The 24,118-nt window shown below is 72.8% G+C and carries 20 protein-coding genes, 2 tRNA genes and 1 pseudogene; 19 read left to right on the top strand and 4 right to left on the bottom strand.

Annotation, left to right across the window (positions count from 1 at the left end; genetic code table 11):
- Positions 1-9 precede the first annotated feature (9 nt).
- The 7 genes from AC061S_RS21985 (at position 10) to AC061S_RS22015 (ending at position 7,230) form a co-directional block, all read left to right on the top strand.
- Positions 10-1,167, top strand: coding sequence for an acyl-CoA dehydrogenase family protein (locus AC061S_RS21985; protein WP_478687659.1), 1,158 nt, complete (start codon positions 10-12; stop codon positions 1,165-1,167).
- The gene (locus AC061S_RS21990) at positions 1,164-2,120 is read left to right on the top strand and encodes a bifunctional MaoC family dehydratase N-terminal/OB-fold nucleic acid binding domain-containing protein (RefSeq protein ID WP_478687660.1); all 957 of its coding nucleotides are present in this window, start codon (positions 1,164-1,166) and stop codon (positions 2,118-2,120) included. Before AC061S_RS21985 ends, AC061S_RS21990 begins: the two co-directional genes overlap by 4 nt.
- Positions 2,120-3,202 carry an acyl-CoA dehydrogenase family protein gene (locus AC061S_RS21995; RefSeq protein ID WP_478687661.1) on the top strand — a complete coding sequence of 361 codons (1,083 nt, stop codon included), beginning with the start codon at positions 2,120-2,122 and terminating at the stop codon, positions 3,200-3,202. The genes AC061S_RS21990 and AC061S_RS21995 overlap by 1 nt, the downstream gene beginning before the upstream one ends.
- A complete protein-coding gene (locus tag AC061S_RS22000; protein WP_478687662.1) occupies positions 3,199-3,597 on the top strand; it encodes a MaoC family dehydratase in 399 nt (132 codons plus the stop codon). Before AC061S_RS21995 ends, AC061S_RS22000 begins: the two co-directional genes overlap by 4 nt.
- Positions 3,594-4,760 carry a lipid-transfer protein gene (locus AC061S_RS22005; RefSeq protein WP_478687663.1) on the top strand — a complete coding sequence of 389 codons (1,167 nt, stop codon included), beginning with the start codon at positions 3,594-3,596 and terminating at the stop codon, positions 4,758-4,760. The genes AC061S_RS22000 and AC061S_RS22005 overlap by 4 nt, the downstream gene beginning before the upstream one ends.
- Before the next feature lie 146 nt (positions 4,761-4,906).
- Positions 4,907-5,440, top strand: coding sequence for a SigE family RNA polymerase sigma factor (locus tag AC061S_RS22010; protein ID WP_478687664.1), 534 nt, complete (start codon positions 4,907-4,909; stop codon positions 5,438-5,440).
- Between the two features lie 140 nt (positions 5,441-5,580).
- The gene (locus AC061S_RS22015; protein WP_478687665.1) at positions 5,581-7,230 is read left to right on the top strand and encodes a long-chain fatty acid--CoA ligase; all 1,650 of its coding nucleotides are present in this window, start codon (positions 5,581-5,583) and stop codon (positions 7,228-7,230) included.
- Between the two features lie 27 nt (positions 7,231-7,257).
- Here the strand turns inward: AC061S_RS22015 and AC061S_RS22020 are convergent, their stop codons facing one another.
- From AC061S_RS22020 to AC061S_RS22030, 3 genes are all read right to left on the bottom strand, one after another.
- Positions 7,258-7,836, bottom strand: a complete 579-nt coding sequence (locus AC061S_RS22020; RefSeq protein WP_422523459.1) for an antibiotic biosynthesis monooxygenase — start codon at positions 7,834-7,836, stop codon at positions 7,258-7,260.
- 13 nt (positions 7,837-7,849) lie between these two features.
- Positions 7,850-11,320: a response regulator gene (locus AC061S_RS22025; protein WP_478687666.1), complete on the bottom strand. Its 3,471-nt coding sequence runs from the start codon at positions 11,318-11,320 to the stop codon at positions 7,850-7,852.
- Between the two features lie 119 nt (positions 11,321-11,439).
- Positions 11,440-11,868, bottom strand: coding sequence for an SSI family serine proteinase inhibitor (locus tag AC061S_RS22030; protein WP_478687667.1), 429 nt, complete (start codon positions 11,866-11,868; stop codon positions 11,440-11,442).
- A gap of 186 nt (positions 11,869-12,054) precedes the next feature.
- On the opposite strand from AC061S_RS22030, the gene AC061S_RS22035 reads away from it, so the two are divergent.
- The 12 genes from AC061S_RS22035 (at position 12,055) to AC061S_RS22090 (ending at position 22,497) form a co-directional block, all read left to right on the top strand.
- Positions 12,055-12,145: transfer RNA gene (locus AC061S_RS22035), tRNA-Ser, on the top strand.
- A 244-nt stretch (positions 12,146-12,389) separates the two neighbouring features.
- Positions 12,390-12,462: transfer RNA gene (locus tag AC061S_RS22040), tRNA-Arg, on the top strand.
- Between the two features lie 261 nt (positions 12,463-12,723).
- Positions 12,724-13,089, top strand: a complete 366-nt coding sequence (locus AC061S_RS22045; protein ID WP_254381969.1) for a PH domain-containing protein — start codon at positions 12,724-12,726, stop codon at positions 13,087-13,089.
- Positions 13,090-13,190: 101 nt separating this feature from the next.
- Positions 13,191-13,625: an Lrp/AsnC family transcriptional regulator gene (locus tag AC061S_RS22050; protein WP_478687668.1), complete on the top strand. Its 435-nt coding sequence runs from the start codon at positions 13,191-13,193 to the stop codon at positions 13,623-13,625.
- Complete coding sequence (locus AC061S_RS22055; RefSeq protein ID WP_478687669.1) at positions 13,622-14,515, top strand: DUF2797 domain-containing protein; 894 nt, start codon at positions 13,622-13,624, stop codon at positions 14,513-14,515. The genes AC061S_RS22050 and AC061S_RS22055 overlap by 4 nt, the downstream gene beginning before the upstream one ends.
- A 113-nt stretch (positions 14,516-14,628) precedes the next feature.
- Positions 14,629-14,970 carry an antibiotic biosynthesis monooxygenase family protein gene (locus AC061S_RS22060; RefSeq protein WP_478687670.1) on the top strand — a complete coding sequence of 114 codons (342 nt, stop codon included), beginning with the start codon at positions 14,629-14,631 and terminating at the stop codon, positions 14,968-14,970.
- Positions 14,951-15,832: an amidohydrolase family protein gene (locus AC061S_RS22065; protein WP_478687671.1), complete on the top strand. Its 882-nt coding sequence runs from the start codon at positions 14,951-14,953 to the stop codon at positions 15,830-15,832. Before AC061S_RS22060 ends, AC061S_RS22065 begins: the two co-directional genes overlap by 20 nt.
- A 76-nt stretch (positions 15,833-15,908) precedes the next feature.
- Positions 15,909-16,676, top strand: coding sequence for a response regulator transcription factor (locus AC061S_RS22070; RefSeq protein WP_478687672.1), 768 nt, complete (start codon positions 15,909-15,911; stop codon positions 16,674-16,676).
- Positions 16,677-16,759: 83 nt separating this feature from the next.
- Entirely contained in the window at positions 16,760-18,307 is a 1,548-nt protein-coding gene (locus tag AC061S_RS22075) for a sensor histidine kinase (protein WP_478687685.1), read from the top strand.
- A gap of 25 nt (positions 18,308-18,332) precedes the next feature.
- Entirely contained in the window at positions 18,333-19,598 is a 1,266-nt protein-coding gene (locus tag AC061S_RS22080) for a bifunctional glycosyltransferase family 2/GtrA family protein (RefSeq protein WP_478687673.1), read from the top strand.
- Complete coding sequence (locus AC061S_RS22085) at positions 19,598-21,757, top strand: glycosyltransferase family 39 protein (RefSeq protein ID WP_478687674.1); 2,160 nt, start codon at positions 19,598-19,600, stop codon at positions 21,755-21,757. The genes AC061S_RS22080 and AC061S_RS22085 overlap by 1 nt, the downstream gene beginning before the upstream one ends.
- 149 nt (positions 21,758-21,906) lie before the next feature.
- On the top strand, positions 21,907-22,497 hold the full coding sequence (locus tag AC061S_RS22090) for a TetR/AcrR family transcriptional regulator (protein WP_478687675.1): 591 nt from the start codon (positions 21,907-21,909) through the stop codon (positions 22,495-22,497).
- A 15-nt stretch (positions 22,498-22,512) separates the two neighbouring features.
- Here AC061S_RS22090 and AC061S_RS22095 read toward each other — a convergent pair.
- Positions 22,513-24,042: pseudogene (locus tag AC061S_RS22095) on the bottom strand (MDR family MFS transporter); the annotation flags it as partial.
- Positions 24,043-24,118 lie beyond the last annotated feature (76 nt).

Raw genomic sequence — 24,118 nt, forward strand, 5'->3', positions numbered from 1 at the left:
GCCAGCGCCGTGCACCTCGCCCCGACCGAAGGCCAGTTGCGGCTCCGCGCAGAGCTGCGGGAGTACTTCGGAAACCTGCTGCCGGACGGGGTGCCCGAGGACCCCGCCGAGCAGCGCGCCCTACTGCGCCGGATAGGCGCCGACGGACTCCTCGGCCTCGGCTGGCCCGTCGAGTACGGAGGCCAGGGCCGCGGCCCCGACGAGCAGTTCGTGTTCTTCGACGAGGCCTACCGGGCCGGTGCCCCCGTCTCCATGGTCACCCTCAACACCGTCGGCCCGACCCTGATGAAGTACGGGACGCAGGAGCAGAAGGACTACTTCCTGCCCCGGATCCTGAAGGGCGAACTCGTCTTCGCCATCGGCTACTCCGAGCCCGAGGCGGGCACCGACCTCGCCTCGCTGCGCACCAGAGCCGTCCGGGACGACGAAGGCTGGCTGATCGACGGCCAGAAGATCTTCACCTCCAACGCCCAGAACGCCGACTGGATCTGGCTCGCCTGCCGCACCGATCCGGAGGCCCCCAAACACAAGGGCATCTCCATCATCCTGGTGCCCACCGACGACCCCGGCTTCTCCTGGACCCCGATCGACACCGTCGGCGGGCTCACCACGACCGCCACGTACTACGACTCCATCCGCGTGCCCGCCGGCAACCTCGTCGGACCCGAGCACGGCGGCTGGGGCCTGATCACCAACCAGCTCAACCACGAGCGCGTCGCCCTCGCCGCCATCGGCATGCAGGCCGAGGACTTCTACCGGGGCGCGCTCGACCACGCCCGCACCCCGGACCCGGTCACCGGGGACCGCCCCGCCGACCGCCCCTGGGTGCAGTCGCGGCTCGCCGAGGCCCACGCGCGCCTCGCCGCCGTACGCCTCCTCAACTGGCGCCTCGTCCAGGACGTCGGCGCCGGAACCCTGGCACCGGGCGACGCGAGCGGCGTGAAGTTCCTGGGCACCGAGTCCACCGTCGAGGTGTACCGGATCTGCCAGGAGGTGGTGGGGGAGGAGGCGCTCATCCGTGGATCCGGACCCGCGGTCTTCGCGGGCGGCGAGCTGGAGCGGATGAACAGGGCCGCCCAGATCAACACCTTCGGGGGCGGCGTCAGCGAGGTCCAACGGGAGATCGTCGCCATGATGCGGCTCGGTATGAAGGGAAGGAAGCGATGACCGCCAGGCCCGCCAGACCCGCCACGCCCGCCACCGGAGCGTCGGACGCGGAGACGGAAGCCGCGCGCTTCCACACCCTGCTCACGTCCTTCGAAGGGCAGCCCGCCGCCACCGCCGGCCAGGGCAAGGACGCGGTCAACGAGCCGATGATCCGCCACTGGTGCGAGGCGATGGGCGATGCCAACCCCGCCTACACCGGGCCGGACGCCATCGCCCCGCCCACCATGCTCCAGGCCTGGACGATGGGCGGGCTCTCCGGACACGGTGATCGCTCCTCGGCCTACGACGAGCTCCTCGCGCTGCTCGACGACGCGGGCTGCACCTCGGTCGTCGCCACCGACTGCGAGCAGGAGTACCTGAGGCCGCTGCGCCCCGGGGACGCGATCACCTTCGACGCCGTCATCGAGTCGGTCTCGCCGCGCAAGACGACCAAGCTGGGCACCGGCCACTTCGTGACCACCCGCATGGACCTCCGCGCGAACGGCGAGCTCGCCGGGACGCACCGCTTCCGGATCCTCAAGTACGTCCCGGCGGCGAAGAAGCCCGCCAAGCCCGCCCAGCGCCCCCGCCCCGTGATCAACCGCGACAACCAGGGCTTCTGGGACGGCGTCCGCGAGCACAAACTGCTGATCCAGCGCTGTACCGCCTGCGCGACGCTCCGCTTCCCCTGGCTCCCCGGCTGCAACACCTGCGGGAGCCCGGACTGGGACACGGTCGAGGCGTCCGGCGCCGGCACGGTGTTCTCGTACGTGGTGATGCACCATCCGCCCTTCCCCGCCTTCGACCCGCCCTACGCGGTGGCTCTCGTCGAACTCGCCGAAGGGGTCCGCATGGTCAGCAACATCACCGGTGTCCCGTACGACAAGGTCCGCATCGGGCTGCCCGTGCGGCTGGAGTTCCTGCGCGTGGACGAGGAACTGGAACTGCCCGTCTTCCGGGGGAGCGAAGCCTGATGGACTTCCACCCCACCGAGGAGCAGGCGGCCGCGGCCGGTCTGGCCGCCCAGATCTTCGGCGACCTCGCCACCCACGACCGCCTCGGCGCCGCGGGCACCGGCAGCGACGCCGAGCTGTGGAAGGCCCTCACCACCGCCGGACTGACCGCCGCCGTCGAGGACGTCGGCCTGCTCGGCCTGGTGCTCCTGCTGGAGGAACAGGGCCGCACGACCGCGCAGGTCCCGTACGCCGCCACGTGCGTGTACGGGATCCTCGCCCTGACCCGGCACGGCAGCGACGAGCAGCGCGCCCGGCTGCTCCCCGCGCTGGGCGCCGGCGACGCGGTCGCCACCGGAGCCTTCCCGGGCCGCGGCCGGATCACCGCTTCGCCGGACGGACGGCTCACCGGCGGCGCCCCCGCCGTGCCCTGGCTGCGCGAGGCCACGCACGTCCTGGTCCCGGACACGGCGGGAGCCCTGTGGCTCGTACGGACGGACGCGCCCGGGGTGCGCACGGAGCCGGTGGAGACCACCGCTCCCTGGTCGGCCGGAAGCCTGACGCTGACCGCTGCCGAGGCGGAACGGGTCGGCGGGGAGGGTGCCTACGCGGACGTACTGGCCGTCGCCCGGACCGCCTTCGCCGGCCTCCAGGCGGGCGTCTGCGCGGGCTCGCTGGCCCGTGCCGTGGCGTACACCTCCACCCGCGAGCAGTTCGGCCGGCCGCTCTCCACCAACCAGGGGGTCATGCTGCGCGCGGCCGACGCCTACATGGACACCGAGGCGATACGCGTCACCGCGTACGAGGCGGCCTGGCGCGTGGACGAGGGGCTCCCGGCGGGCGAGCACGTGCTGACGGCGGCCTGGTGGGCCTCGGAAGCCGGCAAACGGGTCGTCCACGCGGGCCAGCACCTGCACGGCGGCATGGGCGCCGACCTCGACCACCCCGTCCACCGGCACTTCCTGTGGGGACGCCAGCTCGACGCGTACCTGGGCTGCGGCAGCGAACTGCTGGCCGAGCTGGGCGCGGCCCTGTCCGAAGACCCGCCCGAAGACATGCCTGAAGACAGGCCCGAAGAAGCGCCCGAGGGGGACGAGGCATGAACATCGGCGACACACTGCCGCCGCTGGAGATACCGGTCAGCCGCACCCTGATCGTCGCGGGCGCGATCGCCTCCCGCGACTACCAGGACGTGCACCACGACGCGGTGCTCGCGCGGGAGAAGGGCTCCCCGGACATCTTCATGAACATCCTGACGACCAACGGTCTGGTCGGCCGGTACATCACCGACCACCTCGGCCCGCGCGCGGTCCTGCGCAAGGTCGCGATCCGTCTCGGTGCCCCGAACTACCCGGGCGACACCATGACGCTGACCGGCACCGTCACCGCCCTCGACGGGAACACCGCCGAGATCCGCGTGGTCGGCGCGAACGGCATCGGGCACCACGTCACGGGCACCGTCACCGTCACCCTCGGCACCCCGGAGGACACGGCATGAGCGTCCGCACCCGTGACCAGCTCGGCGGCCGCGCCGCCATCGCCGGCATCGGCGCGACCGAGTTCTCCAAGGACTCCGGCCGCAGTGAGCTCAAGCTGGCCGTCGAAGCCGTGCACGCGGCCCTCGATGACGCCGGGCTCACCCCCGCCGACGTGGACGGCATGGTCACCTTCACGATGGACACGAGCCCCGAGATCACCGTCGCCCAGGCGGCCGGCATCGGGGACCTCTCCTTCTTCTCCCGCATCCACTACGGCGGCGGCGCAGCCTGCGCCACGGTCCAGCAGGCCGCCCTCGCCGTCGCCACCGGGGTCGCGGAGGTCGTGGTCTGCTACCGCGCCTTCAACGAACGCTCCGGCCGCCGTTTCGGCTCCGGCGTCCAGCAGCGCGAGCCCTCGGCGGAGGGCGCGGCACTCGGCTGGTCGCTGCCCTGGGGGCTGCTCACCCCGGCCTCCTGGGTGGCCATGACGGCCCAGCGCTACCTGCACGCCTACAACCTCACCCCGGAGGCGTTCGGCCACGTCGCGGTCACCGACCGGCGGCACGCCGCGAACAATCCGGCCGCGTACTTCTACGGCAAGCCCATCACCCTCGCCGACCACGCCGCCTCGCGCTGGATCGTCGAGCCGATGCGGCTGCTGGACTGCTGCCAGGAGACGGACGGCGGCCAGGCCATCGTCGTCACCACCGCCGAACGGGCCCGCGACCTGCGGCAGAAACCCGCCGTGATCACGGCGGCTGCACAGGGCGCGGGCCGCCGCCAGGAGGCCATGTCCTCCTTCTACCGGGACGGCCTCACCGGGCTGCCGGAGATGGACGTGGTCGCCCGCCAGCTGTGGCGGACCAGCGGACTGCGGCCCTCGGACATCGACGTCGGCATCCTCTACGACCACTTCACGCCGTTCGTGCTGATGCAGTTGGAGGAGTTCGGCTTCTGCGCACCGGGGGAGGCGGCCGATTTCGTGGCCGCGGACGCGCTGCCGCTCAACACGCACGGGGGCCAGCTCGGGGAGGCGTACCTGCACGGCATGAACGGCATCGCCGAGGCGGTCCGCCAGTTGCGCGGCACCTCCGTCAACCAGGTCTCAGGAGCCGCCCACGCCCTGGTCACGGCCGGTACCGGGGTCCCGACCTCGGGCCTGATCCTGGGCGCGGACGGCTGACCCAGCCCGCCGACCCCTCCGGGTGGCCGCCCCGTCTCCTCCACCTTCAGGAGGTGGGGCGGGCCCCACCCCTACAACCTGAGATGGATCCCGCTTCGGCACTTGCGGCCGATCCGGTGGGGCCGCGCCGCTCCTAGCGTGGAGGCATGACCACGCCTGTGTGCACGCTCGCCTCGAATCCGACGCCGTACCCGTCGTTCTCGGCGTACGTCCGGACCCGCGGCACGGTCCTGATGCGCACCGCGCGCTCGCTGACCGCCAACCCCTGCGACGCCGAGGACCTGCTCCAGACGGCACTGGCCAAGACCTACGTCGCATGGGACCGCATCGAGGACCACCGCGCCCTGGACGGCTACGTCCGCCGGGCCCTGGTCAACACCCGCACCAGCCAGTGGCGCAAGCGCAAGGTCGACGAGTTCGTCTGCGACGAGCTCCCCGAGGCCGACGAGCCGCCGGCCCCCGACCCCGCCGAGGCACAGGCGCTGCGCGACGCGATGTGGCGCGCGGTGACCCGGCTGCCCGACCGGCAGCGGGCGATGGTCGTCCTGCGCTACTACGAGGACCTGAGCGAGGCCCAGACCGCCGAGCTGCTCGGAGTCTCCGTGGGCACCGTCAAGAGCGCCGTCTCCCGGGCGCTGGTCAAGCTCCGTGAGGACCCCGAACTGACACCCGTCCGCTGAGTCCGGCCCCTCCGCCCGATGTTTCACGTGAAACATCGGCCGCGTTTCTACTCTTGGGTAGTGACATGCCGACCGGTACGTGCGCAGAATCGCAGCATCCGTAGCCGCCGCAGCGCCGCAGCGCCCACCGGGAGGACGCTTTGCTGAGCACCATGCAGGACGTACCACTCCTCGTCACCCGCATACTGCAGCACGGGATGACGATCCACGGGAAGTCCCAGGTCACGACCTGGACCGGAGAGGCCGAGCCGCACCGCCGCAGCTTCGCCGAGATCGGGACCCGTGCAACGCGCCTGGCCAACGCCCTGCGCGATGAACTGGGCGTCCAGCAGGACGACCGCGTCGCGACCCTGATGTGGAACAACGCGGAGCACGTCGAGGCGTACTTCGCGATCCCCTCCATGGGGGCCGTCCTGCACACGCTGAACCTGCGGCTCCCTCCCGAGCAGCTGGTCTTCATCGTCAACCACGCCGCCGACAAGGTCGTCCTGGTCAACGGCACCCTGCTGCCGCTGCTCGTCCCGCTCCTGCCGCACCTGCCGACCATCGAGCACGTCGTGGTCGCGGGCATCGGCGACCGTTCCGCCCTGGAAGGCCTCGGCGTGCGCGTGCACGAGTACGAGGAGCTCCTGGCGGGCCGCCCGGACACCTACGACTGGCCCGAGCTGGACGAGCGCCAGGCCGCCGCCATGTGCTACACCTCCGGCACCACCGGGGACCCCAAGGGCGTCGTCTACTCCCACCGCTCGATCTACCTGCACTCGATGCAGGTCAACATGACCGAGTCGATGGGCCTGACCGACAAGGACACCTCCCTCGTCGTCGTCCCGCAGTTCCACGTCAACGCCTGGGGCCTGCCGCACGCCACCTTCATGACCGGCATCAGCATGCTGATGCCGGACCGCTTCCTGCAGCCCGCCCCGCTCGCCGACATGATCGAGCGGGAGAAGCCCACGCACGCCGCGGCCGTCCCCACGCTCTGGCAGGGGCTGCTCGCCGAGGTCACCGCCAACCCGCGCGACCTGACCTCGATGAAGCACGTCACGATCGGCGGCGCGGCCTGTCCTCCGGCCCTGATGGAGGCCTACGACAAGCTCGGCGTGCGCCTCAACCACGCCTGGGGGATGACCGAGACCTCGCCGCTGGGCACCATGGCGCATCCGCCGGCCGGGCTGACCCCCGAGGAGGAGTGGCCGTACCGCATCACCCAGGGCCGCTTCCCCGCGGGCGTCGAGGCCCGCCTGGTCGGCCCCGGCGGCGACATCCTGCCCTGGGACGGCGAGTCGGCGGGCGAGCTGGAGGTCCGCGGCAGCTGGATCGCGGGCGCCTACTACGGCGGCGTGGGCGGCGAGCCGACCCGCCCCGAGGACAAGTTCAGCGAGGACGGCTGGCTCAAGACCGGCGACGTCGGCGTGATCAGCACCGACGGCTACCTCACCCTCACGGACCGGGCCAAGGACGTCATCAAGTCCGGCGGCGAGTGGATCTCCAGCGTGGAGCTGGAGAACGCGCTGATGGCCCATCCCGAGGTCGCCGAGGCGGCGGTCGTCGCCGTCCCGGACGAGAAGTGGGACGAGCGCCCGCTGGCCACCGTGGTCCTGAAGGAGGGGGCCACCGTGGACTACGCGGGACTGCGCGCCTTCCTCGGCCAGTCGATCGCCAAGTGGCAGCTGCCGGAGCGCTGGGCGATCGTCGAGGCGGTGCCGAAGACGAGCGTCGGCAAGTTCGACAAGAAGGTGATCCGCAAGCAGTACGCGGAAGGCACCCTCGACGTCACCAAGCTCGACTGAGCCCCAGCGGGGCTACTGCCGCCCGGTCTACTGGCCGCGCGTGAGCCAGGGCCGCAGCAGCTTGCTGATCGCCGGCATGGCCACGTAGGTCATCAGGGTGCTGAAGACGACGGCGAACGCGGCCGTCCGCAGCACGAAGTTCAGATTCACCAGGTACGGCCCGAGCAGCGCGTTGCCCGCGAGTGAGATCGGAAAGATGGCCAGCCCCGAGCTGATCGCCATCTTCCACCGCGGCGGCGCGGGCCGGGCCGTACCCGGTTTCGCGAACCAGGTCTCCATGCCGTGCAGTTCGCGCCGGGCTATCTCGGTGTGGTGGTGTCCGAGGCAGTTCGAGAACCAGGCGGCGCGCTCGGCGGAGTCCTGCCACCGCTGGAAGGCCGCCTGGTTGCGGAACCGGTGCACCAGGAACCAGGGCCCGCCCTCGACGGCCGGCCGGAACAGCCCGTACCCCAGGTGGTCGGGGAAGGCGGAGGCCGTCTCCAGGATCCCGTGGGCCCAGGCCTCGAAGTTCTCCTCGTGGCCCGGATCGACCTGTCGCGCGATGAGCAGGCTGACCTCCCCGTTGTCTGCGGGGACGGTCTGCTCGCTCGTGTCGATGATGGCCATGCGGCCAGAATGACTAGTTGGTGCCGATCTTGGCCAGCAGGTCCACGATGCGACCCTGCACATCGGCCGAGGTGGACCGCTCGGCGAGGAACAGCACGCTCTCGCCCGAGGCCAGCCGCGGCAGTTCGGCCGGCTCGATCCCGGTGGCCGTGTAGACGACCAGCGGGGTGTGGTTCAACTGCCCGTTGGCGCGCAGCCAGTCCACGATCCCGGCCCGGCGGCGGCGCACCTGCATCAGGTCCATCACCACCAGGTTCGGCCGCATCCGCGTCGCCAGCTCCACGGCGTCCGTATCGGCGTCGGCCCGCGCGACCTGCATGCCGCGCCGCTCCAGGGCCGCGGTCAGCGCGGTCGCGATCTCGTCGTGCTCCTCGATCAGCAGCACCCGGGAGGGGTGCTGCTCGCTGTCGCGGGGCGCGAGCGCCTTGAGGAGCACGGCCGGATCGGCGCCGTACGCGGCCTCACGCGTGGCGTGCCCCAGCCCGGCCGTCACCAGCACGGGCACCTCGGCGGCCACCGCGGCCTGGCGCAGCGACTGCAGGGCGGTCCGGGTGATGGGCCCGGTCAGCGGGTCCACGAACAGCGCGGCGGGGAACGCCGCGATCTGCGCGTCGACCTCCTCGCGGGAGTGCACGATCACCGGGCGGTAGCCGCGGTCGCTGAGGGCGGCCTGCGTCTGCGCGTCCGGAGCCGGCCACACCAGGAGCCGGCGCGGGTTGTCCAGCGGCTCGGGCGGCAGCTCGTCGTCCACGGGACGCGGCACGGGCCGGTTGACCACCTCGACGGCGCCACCGGGCCCGTCCAGCGGCTCGGGACCCTCGGCGGAGCCGGCCTCGGGGGCTCCTATGGCGAAGGCCCGGCCTTCGGGCGCGGGCTCCGCGAGCCGCCGCCGCCGGCCGGAGCCGTTGGTGTCGGTGGACCCGCCGCCCTGGCCGAGGCTGCCCAGCGCGCGGACGCTGATCGGCGCCCCGGCGGCCTCAGCGGGGGTGTCCTGCGGCTGCCGGGCTCCGGGTACGGCGATCTGCCCGCTGCCCGCCTCGTCCTCGGGGGCGGTACGGGCCGCCGGAACCGGCCAGGCCGGGGTGGCGGGCAGCGCACGCCGCCGCCCGGTGGGATGCGTCTCGGGGGCTACGGGGCCCTGCGCGCCCGCGTCCGGCTGCCCGGCGTCGGCTTCGGCGCCCTCGGAGTCGGTGCCGGGCGCGCCCAGCACCCGGCGCCCGCGCCGCCCGCCCGGGGCTTCGGCGTCCGCCTCGGCGGGAGCGGCGGCGGAGCCGGCCATGGCGGGGGCCTGCGGGGCCTGCGTCGGCCCGGCGGGCAGCGCGAAGCCGCCTTCGGGGGCGATCGGCCGTACGGGAGCGGGGGAGGACGGCGGCGTGGGCATCGGGGCGGGGACGGGCCCGGGCATCGCCCCGGGCGTCGGCCCGAGCCCGGTCGCCGGCACCGGACCGCCCGGCTGCGCCGGGCCCGCCGCGCCCAGGGCGCGCCGCCGCCCGGCGGGGTGCTCCGTCAGCGGAACGGGGAGACCCGGGAACGGGGGGACCGGCCCGGGAGCCACCGGCACGGGCGGGAGCGCGGGCATGGCGGTCCCCTGCGGGGGCACGGGCCGCCCGGGACCGCCCGGGCGGTCGTTGCCGCCACCGGAGTCGCTGCCGCCCGTGCTGTTGCTGCCGTCGCCGTTCTGGCCGCGGCGCCGCCCCGTGCCGCTGCCACCCAGGCCCGCCGGGTTCACGGGGGACTGGGCGAGTTCCGCCGGAGCGCCGTCGCCGGACCGGGCGACTGCCGAGGCCTCGCCGCCCCGGCGCCGCCCGGACGGCAGGGCGAGCGCGCTCCCGCCGTCGGAGTCCTGGGCCGCGTCCTTCGCAGAGCCGGTGCCCCCGTCCGGGCCCCCGTCCGGGCCGGCATCGGCCTCGTCGTCGAGGAACGCGTCCACGCCGCGCCGGGCCCGCCGGCCGCCGGAGACCTGCCCCGGACCGCCCTCGGTACCCGGCTCGGCCGGGGGAGCTTCCACCGGCTCGGGCAGGGTGACCGTCCCGGCTCCCGCACCCAGCGGCAGCTCCAGTACGTACGCCCCGCCGGGCGCGCCCGGCACCTCCACCGTCTGCAGCACACCGCCGTGCGCCTCCACGATGCCCCGCACGATCGGCTCGTGCACCGGGTTGCCGCCCTCGTACGGGCCGCGCACCTCGATCCGTACGACCTCGCCGCGCTGAGCGGCCGCCACCACGATCGTCGAGTCCATGTACCCGCTGCCCTGGCGGGTCTTGCCGGTGGCGTCCACCCCGGCTACGTCCGCGACCAGGTGCGCGAGGGCGGTCGCGATCCGCTCCGCGTCCACCTCGGCCTCGATGGTCGGGGCGTGCACGGCGAACTGCGCCCGCCCGGGGCCGATCAGCTCGACCGCGCCGTCGACACCGGCCGCGACGACCCCGTCGATCAGCACCTTCTTCTTGTCGAGCTTCTCGCCGCCCGCGTCGAGGCGCTGGAAGGCGAGCACGTTGTCGACCAGGGTGGTCATCCGGGAGTAGCCGGCGGCCAGGTGGTGCAGCAGCTGGTTGGCCTCGGGCCACAGCTGTCCCGCGTCATCGGCCGCCAGCGTGGCCAGCTCTCCGCGCAGCTCCTCCAGCGGTCCGCGCAGGGAGTCGCCGAGGACGGACAGGAGCTGGGCGTGGCGCGCTGCCAGCGCGTCGTACGAGCGCCGGTCGGTGAAGGTCATGACGGCGCCGACGAGCTGCTCCCCGTCCCGTACGGGAGAGGTGGTCAGGTCCACCGCGACGGGCTGCCCGGCCTTGTTCCACAGCACCTGGCCGCGGACCCGGTGCTTGCGTCCGCTGCGCAGGGTGTCGGCGAGCGGGGACTCCTCGAAGGGGAACGGCGAACCGTCGGCGCGCGAGTGCTGGACCAGCCCGTGCAGTTCGCGGTTGCCGAGGTCGGTGGCGCGGTAGCCGAGGATCTGGGCGGCGGCCGGATTGACCAGGACGACCCTGCCGTCGGTGTCCGTGCCGACGACGCCCTCGGCGGCGGCGCGCAGGATCATCTCGGTCTGGCGCTGGGAGCGGGCCAGCTCGGCCTCGGTGTCCACCGTCTGGGAGAGGTCCCGTACGACGAGCATCAGCAGCTCGTCGCCGGTGTACGAGGGCTGCGGCTCGCGGTAGGCGTCACGGCCGTCGAGATGGGCGGCGGTGACCTCGACGGGGAACTCGCTGCCGTCGGTGCGACGCGCGACCATCCGTTTCGGGCGGGCGCGGCCGCCCTCGTCCTCGCCGGGCCGGCGCATGGAGCCGGGGATCAGCTTGGAGTCGAACTCGGGCAGGAGGTCGAGCACGCCCCGGCCGACGAGCCCGGTACCGGGGCTCTCCATGACCTCAAGGGCGATCGAATTCGCATTGACGACCGTGCCGTTGGCGTTGACGAGCAACAGCGCGTCCGGAAGAGCGTCGAGTATTGCTGCGAGGCGAGCAGCGCCTCGGGATGGCCTGCTGCTCACGACGAGCTTCCTCCCTGACCACAACTACCGGCATGTCACGGGAGGAGTCTAAGCGCACGGGCTCCCGGCGAGGGGGCGGATGGCCGGCGCATACCGCCCGAGCGGCGCATCCTCCCAGGTCAGGAACGCCCACGTGGAAGCACAGGTTCCAAGTCGTTCCACCGGCGGATCTCGCATCCGTTGGTCCGGCGGAACTGGGACTCCACCCTGTGGCCGTGCCAGGTTCCGGTGATCCGGGCGGTGGCGCGGCCGCCGTCCTGCATGGTGCACAGCTGGTTCTTGGGCTCGGGAGCGAAGGGATCCTTCCCTTCGCGAGAGAGGGCTTCGAGGCGGGCGCAGGCGTCCTCGGCCTGCGGGTGGTTCCCGCCGGGCGGGTCGCACTCCAGCCGGTACTCGCCGTCGGCCCGCGGGTTGCCCGTGTCGGCCACGAGGATGGTGAGCCGGTCCGGGGCGGCCAGCAGCCGGCTGAGCGGCGGCAGCGGGGGCAGGGGGCCCGCCGCCCCTGCGGCCAGAGCGGAGGCGACGGCGAAAGCGGCGAGACGCAGCATGGGGAACTCCAGGTCGTCCGTACGTCGTACGACAGACCAACGACGAGCCGGCGCCGACGTTCCGCACGCGGGGGTGCTTAAGGCTTTGCTCTGCGGGCCGCCCTCCTTGTACCGTGGAAGCGGATTGGTGACCGGCCCCTGGCCTGTGTCATCATCTGCACGCACCTTCGTACGCGAGGGTGTGCTGGAGGCGTCGCCTAGTCCGGTCTATGGCGCCGCACTGCTAATGCGGTTTGGGGCTTACCCCCCATCGAGGGTTCAAATCCCTCCGCCTCCGCACTTCACGAAGCCCCGGTCCTTGCGGACCGGGGCTTCGGTGCGTTCGGGGTCCGGGAGATGGGATGGCGGGATCTGCCCGCGCAGACCCGCGCCGGGGGCACCCCGACCCCCAACCGGATGATCTTCATCCAGGCCGTTTTCGCAGGTCAGGCCGGGTGTGCCTAATGGATTTCGCGTCCCGGCGAGGTCCATGTATTGTTGTTCTCGCAAGGCCAACGGGGCGCAAAACCCCGGCCAGCCAAGCACTCGTAGCTTAACGGATAGAGCATCTGACTACGGATCAGAAGGTTGCAGGTTCGAATCCTGCCGAGTGCACAGCCCAAGAGGCCCCCCGGTTCACCGGGGGGCCTCTTGCGTTGTGGTTCTTCTTCCCCTCCTCCTCCTTCCTGTCCTTCCTGTCCTCCTTGTCTTCCTCCTCGCCCTCGTCCTCCTCCTCAGTGATGAGGCCTGGCTCCGGGGGACCACGGGGGGAGATGGCTCTGTCGGGGGATGCGGGGTGATGAAGGGCCCGGATACGGTTTCTTGAAGATCGACCCGTCGGGGGATCGGCTCACCGGGAAAGCAGGGGGAACCCACATGGGACTGTTCGGGAACGCGCACGCAGTGGATCCGGCGTCGGCGCACCGCGAGTACGCGCGGCTGCTGGGGCAGGGGGAGCAGGTGCACGCCGCGTATCTGCTGATCCGCGACACGATCCTGTTCACCGACCGGCGGCTCGTGCTCATCGACAAGCAGGGGCTCACGGGGAAGAAGGTGGAGTACCACTCGATTCCGTACCGGAGCATCACGCACTTCTCCGTGGAGACCGCCGGCCACTTCGACCTGGACGCGGAGCTGAAGATATGGCTCTCCGGGAGTTCGGCGCCGATAGCCAAGACCTTCACCAAGGGCGTCGACATCTACGAGGTCCAGGCGATCCTGACGCAGTTCGTCGCCCGGTAGCCGGGCCAGGGGAGGGGCCGAATGCTGTTCGGTCAGGGGGTGTGATCTCAGGATCAGGTACCGTCTCCGCGAGGGTTTGCAGGGACGTGGGAGGAAGTTCGGTGGACGACATCGACCGGGCGCTGATCCAGCGCCTCCAGGCGGACGCGGCCCAGCCGTACGCGGCGCTGGCGGCCTCCGTCGGGCTCTCCGCGGGCGCCACCCACGAGCGCGTACGCAAGCTGCGCGAGCGGGGGGTCATCCGGCGGACCACGGTCGAGGTGGATCCGGCGGCCGTCGGCAGCGGGGTGCTGGCCTACGTGATGGTCGATTCCACGGCCTGGATGGGCGACTCTCGGGCCGCCTTCGAGGGCATCGCGGAGATCCAGGAGGCGCACATCATCGCCGGTAGCGCCTCGGTCATGGTCAAGGTCCGCACGGCGACCACCGAACAGCTGCAGGACGTCCTGCGCCGCCTCTACGCCATCGACGGTGTCAGCGGCACGCAGGCCACCGTCGTCCTGGAGACCTTCTTCGAGCGACCGCTCCCCCTGTGACCTGGTGGTGCACCGGCCTCCGGTGGAACGACGGCCGGCCCGCGATCGGCTGGTACGGGCGGGGACCGGGGCGGGGGGAGCGCGCCAGCCTCCTCGCGTACGGGCAGCCGCTCGCCTTCGCCGCCAGGGGAGAGCGCCGCTGCCTCGGCATCCGGCGGGCCGGACGGCGGACGCCGTGTCCGACGGAGCGCACCGTGGCCGGCCGGACGGGGAACGCACAGTGCCCCGAGTGCGCCGGCCTGGACCGTTCCTTCTCCGTGGCGGCCGACACCAACGCCGGTGATCCGCGTACCTACCGGGTGTACCTCGCCTGGTTCGGGGCCGGGCTGGTCAAGGTCGGCATCACTGCCGAGGAGCGCGGGTCCGCCCGGCTGCTGGAGCAAGGGGCGGTGGCCTGGGCCTGGCTGGGGCGGGGGCCGCTGATGGCCACCCGTCGGACGGAGGAGCTGCTGCGGGCCGCCCTCGGAGTGCCGGACCGGATCGCCTACGCCCGTAAGCGGTCCGTGCGGGGAGGGCTGCCGCCGGGGCCCGAGCGGGCGGCGGAGGTCGCGGCCCTGCACGCGCGGGCGGCCGCGCTGGAGGGGTGGCCGGAGTCGCTGGAGAGGCTGGAGTGCGAGGTGACCGACCACGCCGGGGTGTTCGGGCTCGACGCGCTGCCCGTCCCCGCCCGGGTGATCACCGAGATGGTGCCCGGCGGAACCGTCGCCGGCCGGCTCGTCGGTGCGGCAGGGCCCGATCTGCACTTCGCCGACGGGCTGGTGGTGGACACCCGGCTGCTCGCGGGCTGGGAGCTGGTGGCGCCCGGGGAGGGCGGTGCCGCCGAGGTGCCCGTGGCGGGGATCCCGAGCGCCGGACGGGACACCGCTGCCGCGCAGGACGGGCTGTTCTGACCCGACCGGGTGACCGGGCGAGTGGCGGGGCAAGGTCAAAACTTGGATCCCTTTGGCCGTCCGTGCCGTTTTCCGGTGGACATGCCAGCCACCGGCCGCAGAGGGTGGTGGTCATGACCATCCAGCCTGTGCAGGCCTTCGAACCGCCTTATGTCATGAGTGTGTTCACGAGTGTCCGGACCGCCGAGACCAGCGGATACCCCGAGACGCTCGACCGGATGACCGAGCTCGTCAGCGGCAATCCGGGTTTCCTCGGCTATGAGTCCGCGCGCACCCCCGGAGGGCTCGGCATCACCGTCGCCTACTTCCGGGACCACGAGTCCCTCGCCCTCTGGCGCAAGGACATGGAGCACCAGGCGGCGATGAAGCAGGGCCGCGCCGACTGGTACGAGAGCTACACGCTGCACATCGCGACGGTCGAGCGGAGCCACGGCTTTGTCCGCGAAGACGGCTGAGGCCGTCCGGGCGTTCCGGGAACGGCTCGGGGTGCCCGGGCTGGTCGACGTACACACGCACTTCATGCCCGAGCGGGTCCTGGACAAGGTGTGGGACTACTTCGACGCGGTCGGCCCGCTGACCGGCGTCGAGTGGCCCATCACCTACCGGCACGAGGAGGAGCAGCGGGTCGCGCTGCTCAGGGAGTTCGGGGTCCGGGCCTTCACGGCCATGCTCTACCCGCACAAGCCGGCCATGGCGGCCTGGCTCAACTCCTGGTCGGCCGATTTCGCCGCCCGCACGCCCGACTGCCTGCACACCGCGACCTTCTTCCCGGAGGACGGGGTGCGGGAGTACGTAGGCCAGGCCGTCGCGGCGGGGGCCCGGGTCTTCAAGGCACACCTCCAGGTGGGCGGGTACGACCCCACCGACGACCGGCTCGACCCGGTCTGGGGGCTGCTCGCCGAGGCCGGGATCCCGACGGTCGTGCACTGCGGTTCGGGGCCCGTCCCGGGAAAGCACACCGGACCCGAGCCGATCGCCCGGCTGCTGTCCCGCCACCCCCGGCTGCCGCTGATCGTCGCGCACATGGGGATGCCGGAGTACGCCGACTTCCTCGACCTTGCCGACCGGTACTCCGAGGTCCGCCTCGACACCACCATGGCCTTCACCGACTTCTCGGAGCAGTTCAGCAGCTTCCCGCCACAGGACCGCGGCCGCCTCGCGGACCTCGGCGACCGGATCCTGCTCGGCACCGACTTCCCGAACATCCCCTACCCGTACGAGCACCAGCTCGACGCCCTGGAACGGCTCGGGCTCGGCGACGCCTGGCTGCGCGCCGTCTGCCACGACAACGGAGCCCGGCTCTTCCACCTGGCCTGAGGGGCGGGAGGGGTTTCTCAGGGAATTCACAGGTTCAGGCAAGAGCGCTCTCACGGGCGGCGGCCAGCGTGTACGCATGACTGCGACGACCACTTCCCACGCGTCCACGTCCACCGGCAACCACACGGCCCTCGTCCGGCCCGACGGCACCCCGTGCCGGGTCCTCGTCGTGGACGACGAGGCCGCCCTCTCCGAGCTGCTCTCGATGGCCCTGCGCTACGAGGGCTGCGAGGTCCGCAGCGCGGGCGACGGCGCGGGCGCGGTGCGCGCGGCACGGGAGTTCCGCCCCGACGTCGTCCTGCTCGACATCATGCTCCCCGATATGGACGGGCTGGCCGTCCTGGGCCGCCTCCGCCGGGAGCTCCCGCAGGTCCCGGTGCTGTTCCTGACCGCGAAGGACTCGGTCGAGGACCGCATCGCGGGTCTGACGGCGGGCGGCGACGACTACGTCACCAAGCCCTTCAGCCTGGAGGAGGTCGTCGCCCGGCTGCGCGGTCTGGTCCGGCGCTCCGGTGCGGCGCAGGCCGCGCGCGGCGGGTCGGTGCTGCAGGTCGGCGACCTGCGGCTTGACGAGGACAGCCACGAAGTGACCCGGGGCGGCCAGGACGTCCACCTGACCGCGACCGAGTTCGAGCTGCTGCGCTACCTGATGCGCAACCCGCGCCGGGTGTTGAGCAAGGCCCAGATCCTGGACCGCGTGTGGTCCTACGACTTCGGCGGTCAGGCCAACGTCGTCGAGCTGTACATCTCCTACCTGCGGCGCAAGCTGGAGGGCGGCACCGGCCTCCCGCCGATGATCCACACCCGGCGGGGCGCCGGCTACCTGATCAAGCCGGCCGACTAGTGGCGGTCGGCGAGCCCCGGCAGGGCCGCCCCGGGCGTCCCGCCGGCTCCCGCCGTCCCCGCCGGAGCCGTCGGCCCTGGTCGCTGCGGACCCGGCTCGTCGTCTCGGCGGTGGCGCTCATCGCCGTCGTCGGCGCGGCCATCAGCACCGTCACCACCGTCGCGCTGCGCTCGTACCTGGTCGACAAGGTCGACGAACAACTGCGCGTCTCCGTCGAGATGGCGAGCCGCCCGGGCGCCGGCAAGCTGACCCGGGAGAGCAACCTCGGCATCGTCCTGGCCCCCGGATCCCCGCTGGGAGCCGTCGGGGTCCGCCTCGACGCCGCGGGCAAGATCATCGACAGCGTCCGCAGTCAGCGCAGCGCCGTCGTCGGCGGATCAGGGCCCGGCGGCCACCCGCCCCTCACCGCGGAGCAGGCCTCCGCCCTCGCCGAGGCCGCCCGCGAGGCAGCCGACGGCCCTCCCGGCGACCCGGTCGAACTGAACCTGCCCGGCCTCGGCGGCTACCGGGCGCTGACCGCGCCCGGCGGCAGCGGCGGCAGCGGCGGCGGCGGCAGCGTCGTACTCGGGTTTCCGCTCTCCGAGGTCGACTCCACCGTGCACACCCTGATCGCGGTGGAGGTCTTCGTCACCCTCGCCGGGCTGATCGCGGCCTCCCTCGCCGGACAGGCCCTGGTCGGTGTCGCCCTGCGCCCGCTGCGCCGGGTCGCCGCCACCGCCACCCGGGTCTCCGAACTCACCCTGCACAGCGGCGAGCCCGCCCTGCACGAGCGGGTCCCCGACGCAGAGGCCGACCCCCGTACCGAGGTCGGGCAGGTCGGCGCCGCCCTCAACCGGATGCTGGGCCACGTCTCCTCGGCCCTGACCGCACGCCAGCAGAGCGAGACCCGGGTCCGGCAGTTCGTCGCCGACGCCAGCCACGAGCTGCGCACCCCGCTGGCCTCGATCCGCGGCTACGCCGAACTGACCCGCCGGGGCCGCGAGGAGCCGGGCCCCGATACCCGGCACGCCCTGGGCCGGATCGAGTCCGAAGCCACCCGGATGACCGGTCTGGTGGAGGACCTGCTGCTGCTGGCCCGGCTCGACGCGGGCCGCCCGCTGTCCACCTCCGACACCGACCTGGCCCCGCTGGTCGTGGACGCCGTCAGCGACGCCCGGGCCGCCGGCCAGGACCACCACTGGCGCCTGGAACTCCCCACGGAACCGGCGCCCGTTCACGGCGACCCGGCCCGGATCCAGCAGGTGCTGGTGAACCTGCTGGCCAACGCCCGGACCCACACCCCGCCCGGCACCACCGTCACGGCGCATGTTTCACGTGAAACATCCACCGTCCGGCTCCGGATCGAGGACGACGGCCCCGGCATCCCGCCCGAGCTGTTGCCGCACGTCTTCGAGCGTTTCGCCCGCGGCGACGCCTCCCGCTCCCGCTCGGCGGGCTCCACCGGCCTCGGCCTGGCCATCGTGGCCGCCGTGGTCTCGGCCCACGGCGGCCAGGTCGGTGTCCGCAGCACCCCCGGCCACACCTCCTTCGAGGTCCTGCTCCCCCTCGCCGACCCCGCGGCTCCCACTGCCGCGCAGACGGACTCAGAGACGGACTCACAGACGGGCCACAGGGTCAGCACACAGCGGTGACAGCCCGGCCCGGGAGGGTCGGGGCATGCCTACCGACACCTCTCCCGGAGCGCTCCCGGTGCGGGCGCCCCTCGCGCCCGCACCGGGTGAGCCCGTCCTCGACGTGGTGATCCCGGTCTTCAACGAGGAGACGGACCTCGGTCCCTGCGTGCGCAGGCTGCACGAGCACCTCACCCGGACCTTCCCGTACCCCTTCCGCATCACCATCGCCGACAACGCGAGCACCGACCGCACCCCCGAGGTCGCGGCCGCCCTCGCCGCCTCCGTGGCCGGGGTACGCAGCACCCGGCTGGAGCAGAAGGGCCGCGGCCGGGCCCTGCGCACCGTGTGGGGGGAGTCGGACGCGCCCGTCCTCGCGTACATGGACGTGGACCTCTCCACCGACCTCAACGCGCTGCTGCCACTGGTCGCCCCGCTGATCTCCGGCCACTCCGACCTCGCCATCGGAACCCGCCTGGCACGCTCCTCGCGGGTGGTCCGGGGAGCGAAGCGGGAGTTCATCTCCCGCGCCTACAACCTGCTCCTGCGCTCCTCGCTCTCCGCCCGCTTCAGCGACGCCCAGTGCGGCTTCAAGGCGATCCGCCGCGAGGTCGCGACCCGGCTGCTGCCGCTCGTGGAGGACTCCGGCTGGTTCTTCGACACCGAGCTGCTGGTCCTCGCCGAGCGTGCCGGGCTGCGGATCCACGAGGTCCCGGTGGACTGGGTCGACGACCCCGATTCCACCGTGCACATCGCCCGCACCGCCGCCGAGGACCTCAAGGGCGTCTGGCGGGTGGGCAGGGCGCTGGCCGTCGGCGCGCTGCCGCTGGACCGGCTCGCGCGCCCCTTCGGAGACGACCCGCGCGACCGCACCGCCCTGCCCGGGGTGCCGCGCGGGCTGGCCCGCCAGCTCCTGGGCTTCTGCGTGGTCGGCGCCCTGTCCACCCTCCTCTACCTGCTCCTCTACTCCGCGGCCCGTACCGCCGCCGGCCCCCAGCTCGCCAACGCCGCCGCGCTGCTGCTCTCCGCCGTCGCCAACACCGCAGCCAACCGCCGGCTCACCTTCGGGGTCCGCGGCCGGGCCCGCGCCGTTCGCCACCAGGCCCAGGGGCTCGTGGTGTTCGCCATCGGACTGGCCCTGACCAGCGGTTCGCTCGCCGCCCTCGGGGCCGCCACCGCCGAGCCGGGGCACAGCACCGAGCTGGCCGTCCTGATCACCGCCAACCTCGCAGCCACCGTGCTGCGGTTCCTGCTCTTCCGCGCCTGGGTCTTCCCCGAACGGCGCGCCACTCCCGCGAAGGACCACTCCTGATGACCACGGCAGCGCTACCGCTCCACCCGCCCTCCCCGGCCGCCCCATCCCACAGGGCGGTCCGGGCGCACGCCGCCCGGCCCGGCTGGGAACGCCCCGCCCACCTCGGGCTGCTCCTCGCCACCGCCGTCCTGCTGCTGTGGGACCTGGGGGCCTCCGGCTACGCCAACTCCTTCTACTCCGCCGCGGTCCAGGCGGGCAGCGAGAGCTGGAAGGCCTTCTTCTTCGGCTCCTCCGACGCCGCGAACTCCATCACCGTCGACAAACCCCCGGCCGCGCTGTGGCCCATGATGCTGTCGGTCCGGCTCTTCGGGCTCGGCGCCTGGCAGATCCTGGTCCCCCAGGCCCTCATGGGCGTCGGCACGACCGCCGTGCTCTACGCCGCCGTACGCCGCCAGTTCGGCCCGGCGGCGGCCCTGATCAGCGGAGCCGTCTTCGCGCTCACGCCCGTGGCCGCGCTGATGTTCCGCTTCAACAACCCCGACGCGCTGCTGACCCTGCTGATGACCGTCACCGTGTACTGCGTGCTCAGGGCCCTCGACGGGGCGCACACCAAGTGGCTCGTCTGGGCCGGGGTCGCGGTCGGCTTCGCCTTCCTGACCAAGACCCTGCAGGCCTTCGTCATCCTGCCGCCCCTCGCCCTGCTGTACGCGGTCTGCGCGCCGACCCGGCTGCGCAGGCGCCTCGGGCAGCTGCTGCTCTCCACGCTGGCGATGGTGCTGGCCGGCGGCTGGTGGGTGGCGGTCGTCGAACTGTGGCCCGCCTCCTCCCGCCCGTACATCGGGGGCTCGCAGACCAACTCCTTCCTGGAACTGACCCTCGGCTACAACGGCCTCGGCCGGATCAACGGCGAGGAGACCGGCAGCGTCGGCGGCGGTGGCGGCGGTGGCGGTGGCGGCGGGATGAGTTGGGGAGAGACCGGCATCGACCGGTTGTTCTCCTCCAACATCGGCGGCCAGATCGGCTGGCTGCTGCCCGCCGCGCTGATCCTGCTCGTCGCGGGCCTCGTGGTCACCTGGCGGGCCCGCCGGGCCACCGACACCCTGGAGGGCATGGCCCGCGCGGCCTTCCTCGCCTGGGGCGGGGCGCTGCTGATCACCGCGGTGGTCTTCAGCTTCATGCAGGGCATCTTCCACGAGTACTACACCGTCGCCCTGGCCCCCTACACCGCCGCCCTGGTCGGCATGGGCATCGCCGTGCTCTGGGAGGAGCGGGGCAGTCGGGCCGCCTCCCTCGCACTCTCCGGGACCCTGGCACTCACGTCGTACTGGGCCTTCGTGTTGCTCGGCCGCTCCGCGGAGTACGTGGCGTGGTTGCGCTGGTCGGTCCTCGCTGTCGGACTCGGCACGGCCCTGCTGCTGCCGTTCGCCGCGCGGCTGGGCCGCCGTACCGCACTCGGCGTGGCGGCAGTCGGCCTGGGCGTGGCCCTGGCCGGACCCCTCGCGTACTGCCTGACCACCGTGACCACCCCGCACACGGGCTCGATCGTCACGGCGGGCCCCGCGGTCGCGGGCGGCCGCGGCGGCCCCGGCGGCGGGATGCGCGGCTCCGAGATGCCAGGCAGCGGCGGGATGCCCGGCGGCGGTGCCGCACCGCAGGGCATGCCCAAGGGCGGCCAAGCCCAGGGCGGCCAGGCACCCGGCGGCAACCAGCCCGCCGACGACGGCCGGAGCACCCGGACCGGCGGCGGCCCGGGCGGAGGCGGCATGGGCGGCCTGCTCGGCGGGACGAGGACCAGCGCCGAGGCCACGGCCGCGCTGCGCGCCGAAGCGGACCGGTACACGTGGGCGGCGGCCGCCATCGGCTCGCAGAACGCGGCGAGTTACCAGCTGGCTTCGGAGCGGCCCGTGATGGCCATCGGCGGCTTCAACGGCAGCGACCCCTCTCCCACCCTGGAGCAGTTCAAGGAGTACGTGAGCGCCGGGAAGATCCACTACTTCATCGGCCAGAGCAGCGCGGGGGCCGGCGGCGCCGGAGCCGGCGGAGAGACCGGCGGCGCCGAGACCGGCACCGCGACCCGCGGCGGGGGCGGCCCCGGCGGGGGTGTGAGCAGCTCCATCGAGACCTGGGTCAAGGCCAACTTCGCGGCCTCCACGATCGGCGGAGCCACCTTCTACGACCTCACCGCACCGACGTCGCAGGCGTCGACGACGCCCTGAAACCCGCCGGAACCCCGAGCCGGCCCCGCGGGGCCGGCCTCCGGGTGACGACGGGAAGGTGCGGACGGGAAGGTGGCGGCAGGCCCTAGCATCAAGGGGGCGGACCGGGCATTCCGGGCTGGTCCCGCGCTCGTGAGGAGGATGCCTCCATGGTCATCCCGGCCGATCCCGGCACGGCCCGGACCAGCGTCTGGCTGGCCGTACGGCCGGCTCCGTCCGCCCGGCGGCGCGGCGAGGCCACCGCCGGACTCGACCGGGAGCGGATCACGGCCGCGGCCGTACGGCTGCTGGACGCGGAGGGGTTGGCCCGGTTCTCCATGAGGCGGCTCGCCGCCGGGCTCGGGGTCACCGCGATGTCCCTGTACTGGTACGTCGACACCAAGCACGATCTGCTCGAACTGGCCCGCGGCTACCGGAGGCTGCTCGTGGACCACCCGTGGGTGGCTCCCCTCACCGCCGCGTATCCGAACATCGGCCCGCACGCGCGGTCCTTCGACGCCGCCCTGCACGGGCTGCTGGACTCCACCGGCCTGACGGACGCCACCCGCGCCGGGGCCCAGTTGGCCGTCTCCCAGTTCCTGCACGGCTGCGGAGGCACGGTCCGGCGGCCGCCCGACGGGGAGTTCGGCCTCGCGCTCAACGTCCTGATCGCCGGGATCGAGGCGCACACGGGGCCCACAGCACCCGCCGCACCGGCGCCCGCCGCACCGGCAGTCTCCGCCGCGCCCGCAGCCCCGTAGACCGCCGGGCTACTCCGCCGAGGCGGCGGCCGGCTCGTGGGCCGCCGGCTTCGACCTCAGGGCGACCTCCTTGATGAACACCACCAGCACCAGCGCGAGCAGCGCGGTGGGGGCGGCGTAGAGGAAGACGTCGCCGACGCCGTGCCCGTACGCGGACTCGACGACCGTGCGGAAGGGCTCGGGCAGCTTGTCGAGGTCGGGGATCGCGCCCCCGCCGGTGCCGCCGTGGCCCATGGCCGCCGCCTTCGGGCCGAGCGCGGCGAGGCCGTCCTGGACATAGTGGGTGACCCGGTTGGCCATGACCGCGCCTAGGGCGGAGACGCCCATCGCGCCACCGAGCGAGCGGAAGAAGGTGACGACCGAGCTGGCGGCGCCGAGGTCCTCGGGGGCCACCTGGTTCTGGGAGGCGAGGACCAGGTTCTGCATCATCATGCCGAGGCCGAGGCCGGTCAGCGCCATGTAGATCGCGATGTGCCAGTACGGGGTGTCGTGCCGCAGGGTGCCCAGCAGGCCGAGTCCGGCCGTCAGGAGTACACCGCCGGAGACGAGCCAGGCCTTCCACTTGCCGGTCTTGGTGATGACCTGACCGGAAACGGTGGAGGAGACGAAGAGTCCGCCGATCATCGGAATCGTGAGGATTCCGGACATCGTGGGGGACTCGCCGCGGGCCAACTGGAAGAACTGGCTGAAAAACACGGTGCCCGAGAACATCGCGATGCCGACGAAGAGCGAGGCCGCCGAGGCGAGGCTGATGGTCTTGTTGCGGAAGAGGCGCAGCGGAATGATCGGGTCGCTCGCCCTGGACTCGACGAGGACGAAGAGCAGGCCGAGGGCGAGCGCGCCGCCGGTCATCGCCCAGGTCTGCCAGGAGATCCAGTCGTACGAGCTGCCGGCCTGGGTCACCCAGATCAGCAGGAGCGAGACGGAGCCGCTGATCAGGAAGGCGCCGAGCCAGTCGACCTTGACGTCGCGGCGGACGACGGGCAGGTGCAGGGTGCGCTGGAGCACGACCAGGGCGATGACGGCGAACGGGATGCCGACGTAGAAGCACCAGCGCCAGCCGAGCCAGCTCGTGTCGGTGATGACCCCGCCGAGCAGCGGGCCGCCGACGGTGGCGACGGCGAAGACCGCGCCGAGGTAGCCGCTGTACCGGCCGCGCTCGCGCGGGGAGATCATCGCGGCCATCACGATCTGGGCGAGGGCGGAGAGGCCGCCGACGCCGATGCCCTGGACCACGCGGCAGGCGATGAGCATGCCGGTGTTCTGGGACATGCCGGCGACCATCGAGCCGAGGACGTAGATCACCAGGGATATCTGGACCAGCAGCTTCTTGCTGAAGAGGTCGGACAGCTTGCCCCAGAGCGGGGTGGACGCCGTCATCGAGAGCAGGGCGGCCGTGACCACCCAGGTGTACGAGGACTGGGTGCCGCCGAGGTCGCCGATGATCTGGGGCAGCGCGTTGGAGACGATCGTGGAGGACAGGATCGCCACGAACATGCCGAGCATCAGCCCGGAGAGCGCCTTCATGATCTGCGGGTGGGTCATGGGCGCGCTGTCGGACGTGGTCTCCGGCCGGCCGCCTCCCCGCACACCGGTGGGTGTGGTCGTAGCCATGTGTTTC

Source organism: Streptomyces sp. CA189 (assembly GCF_056428985.1).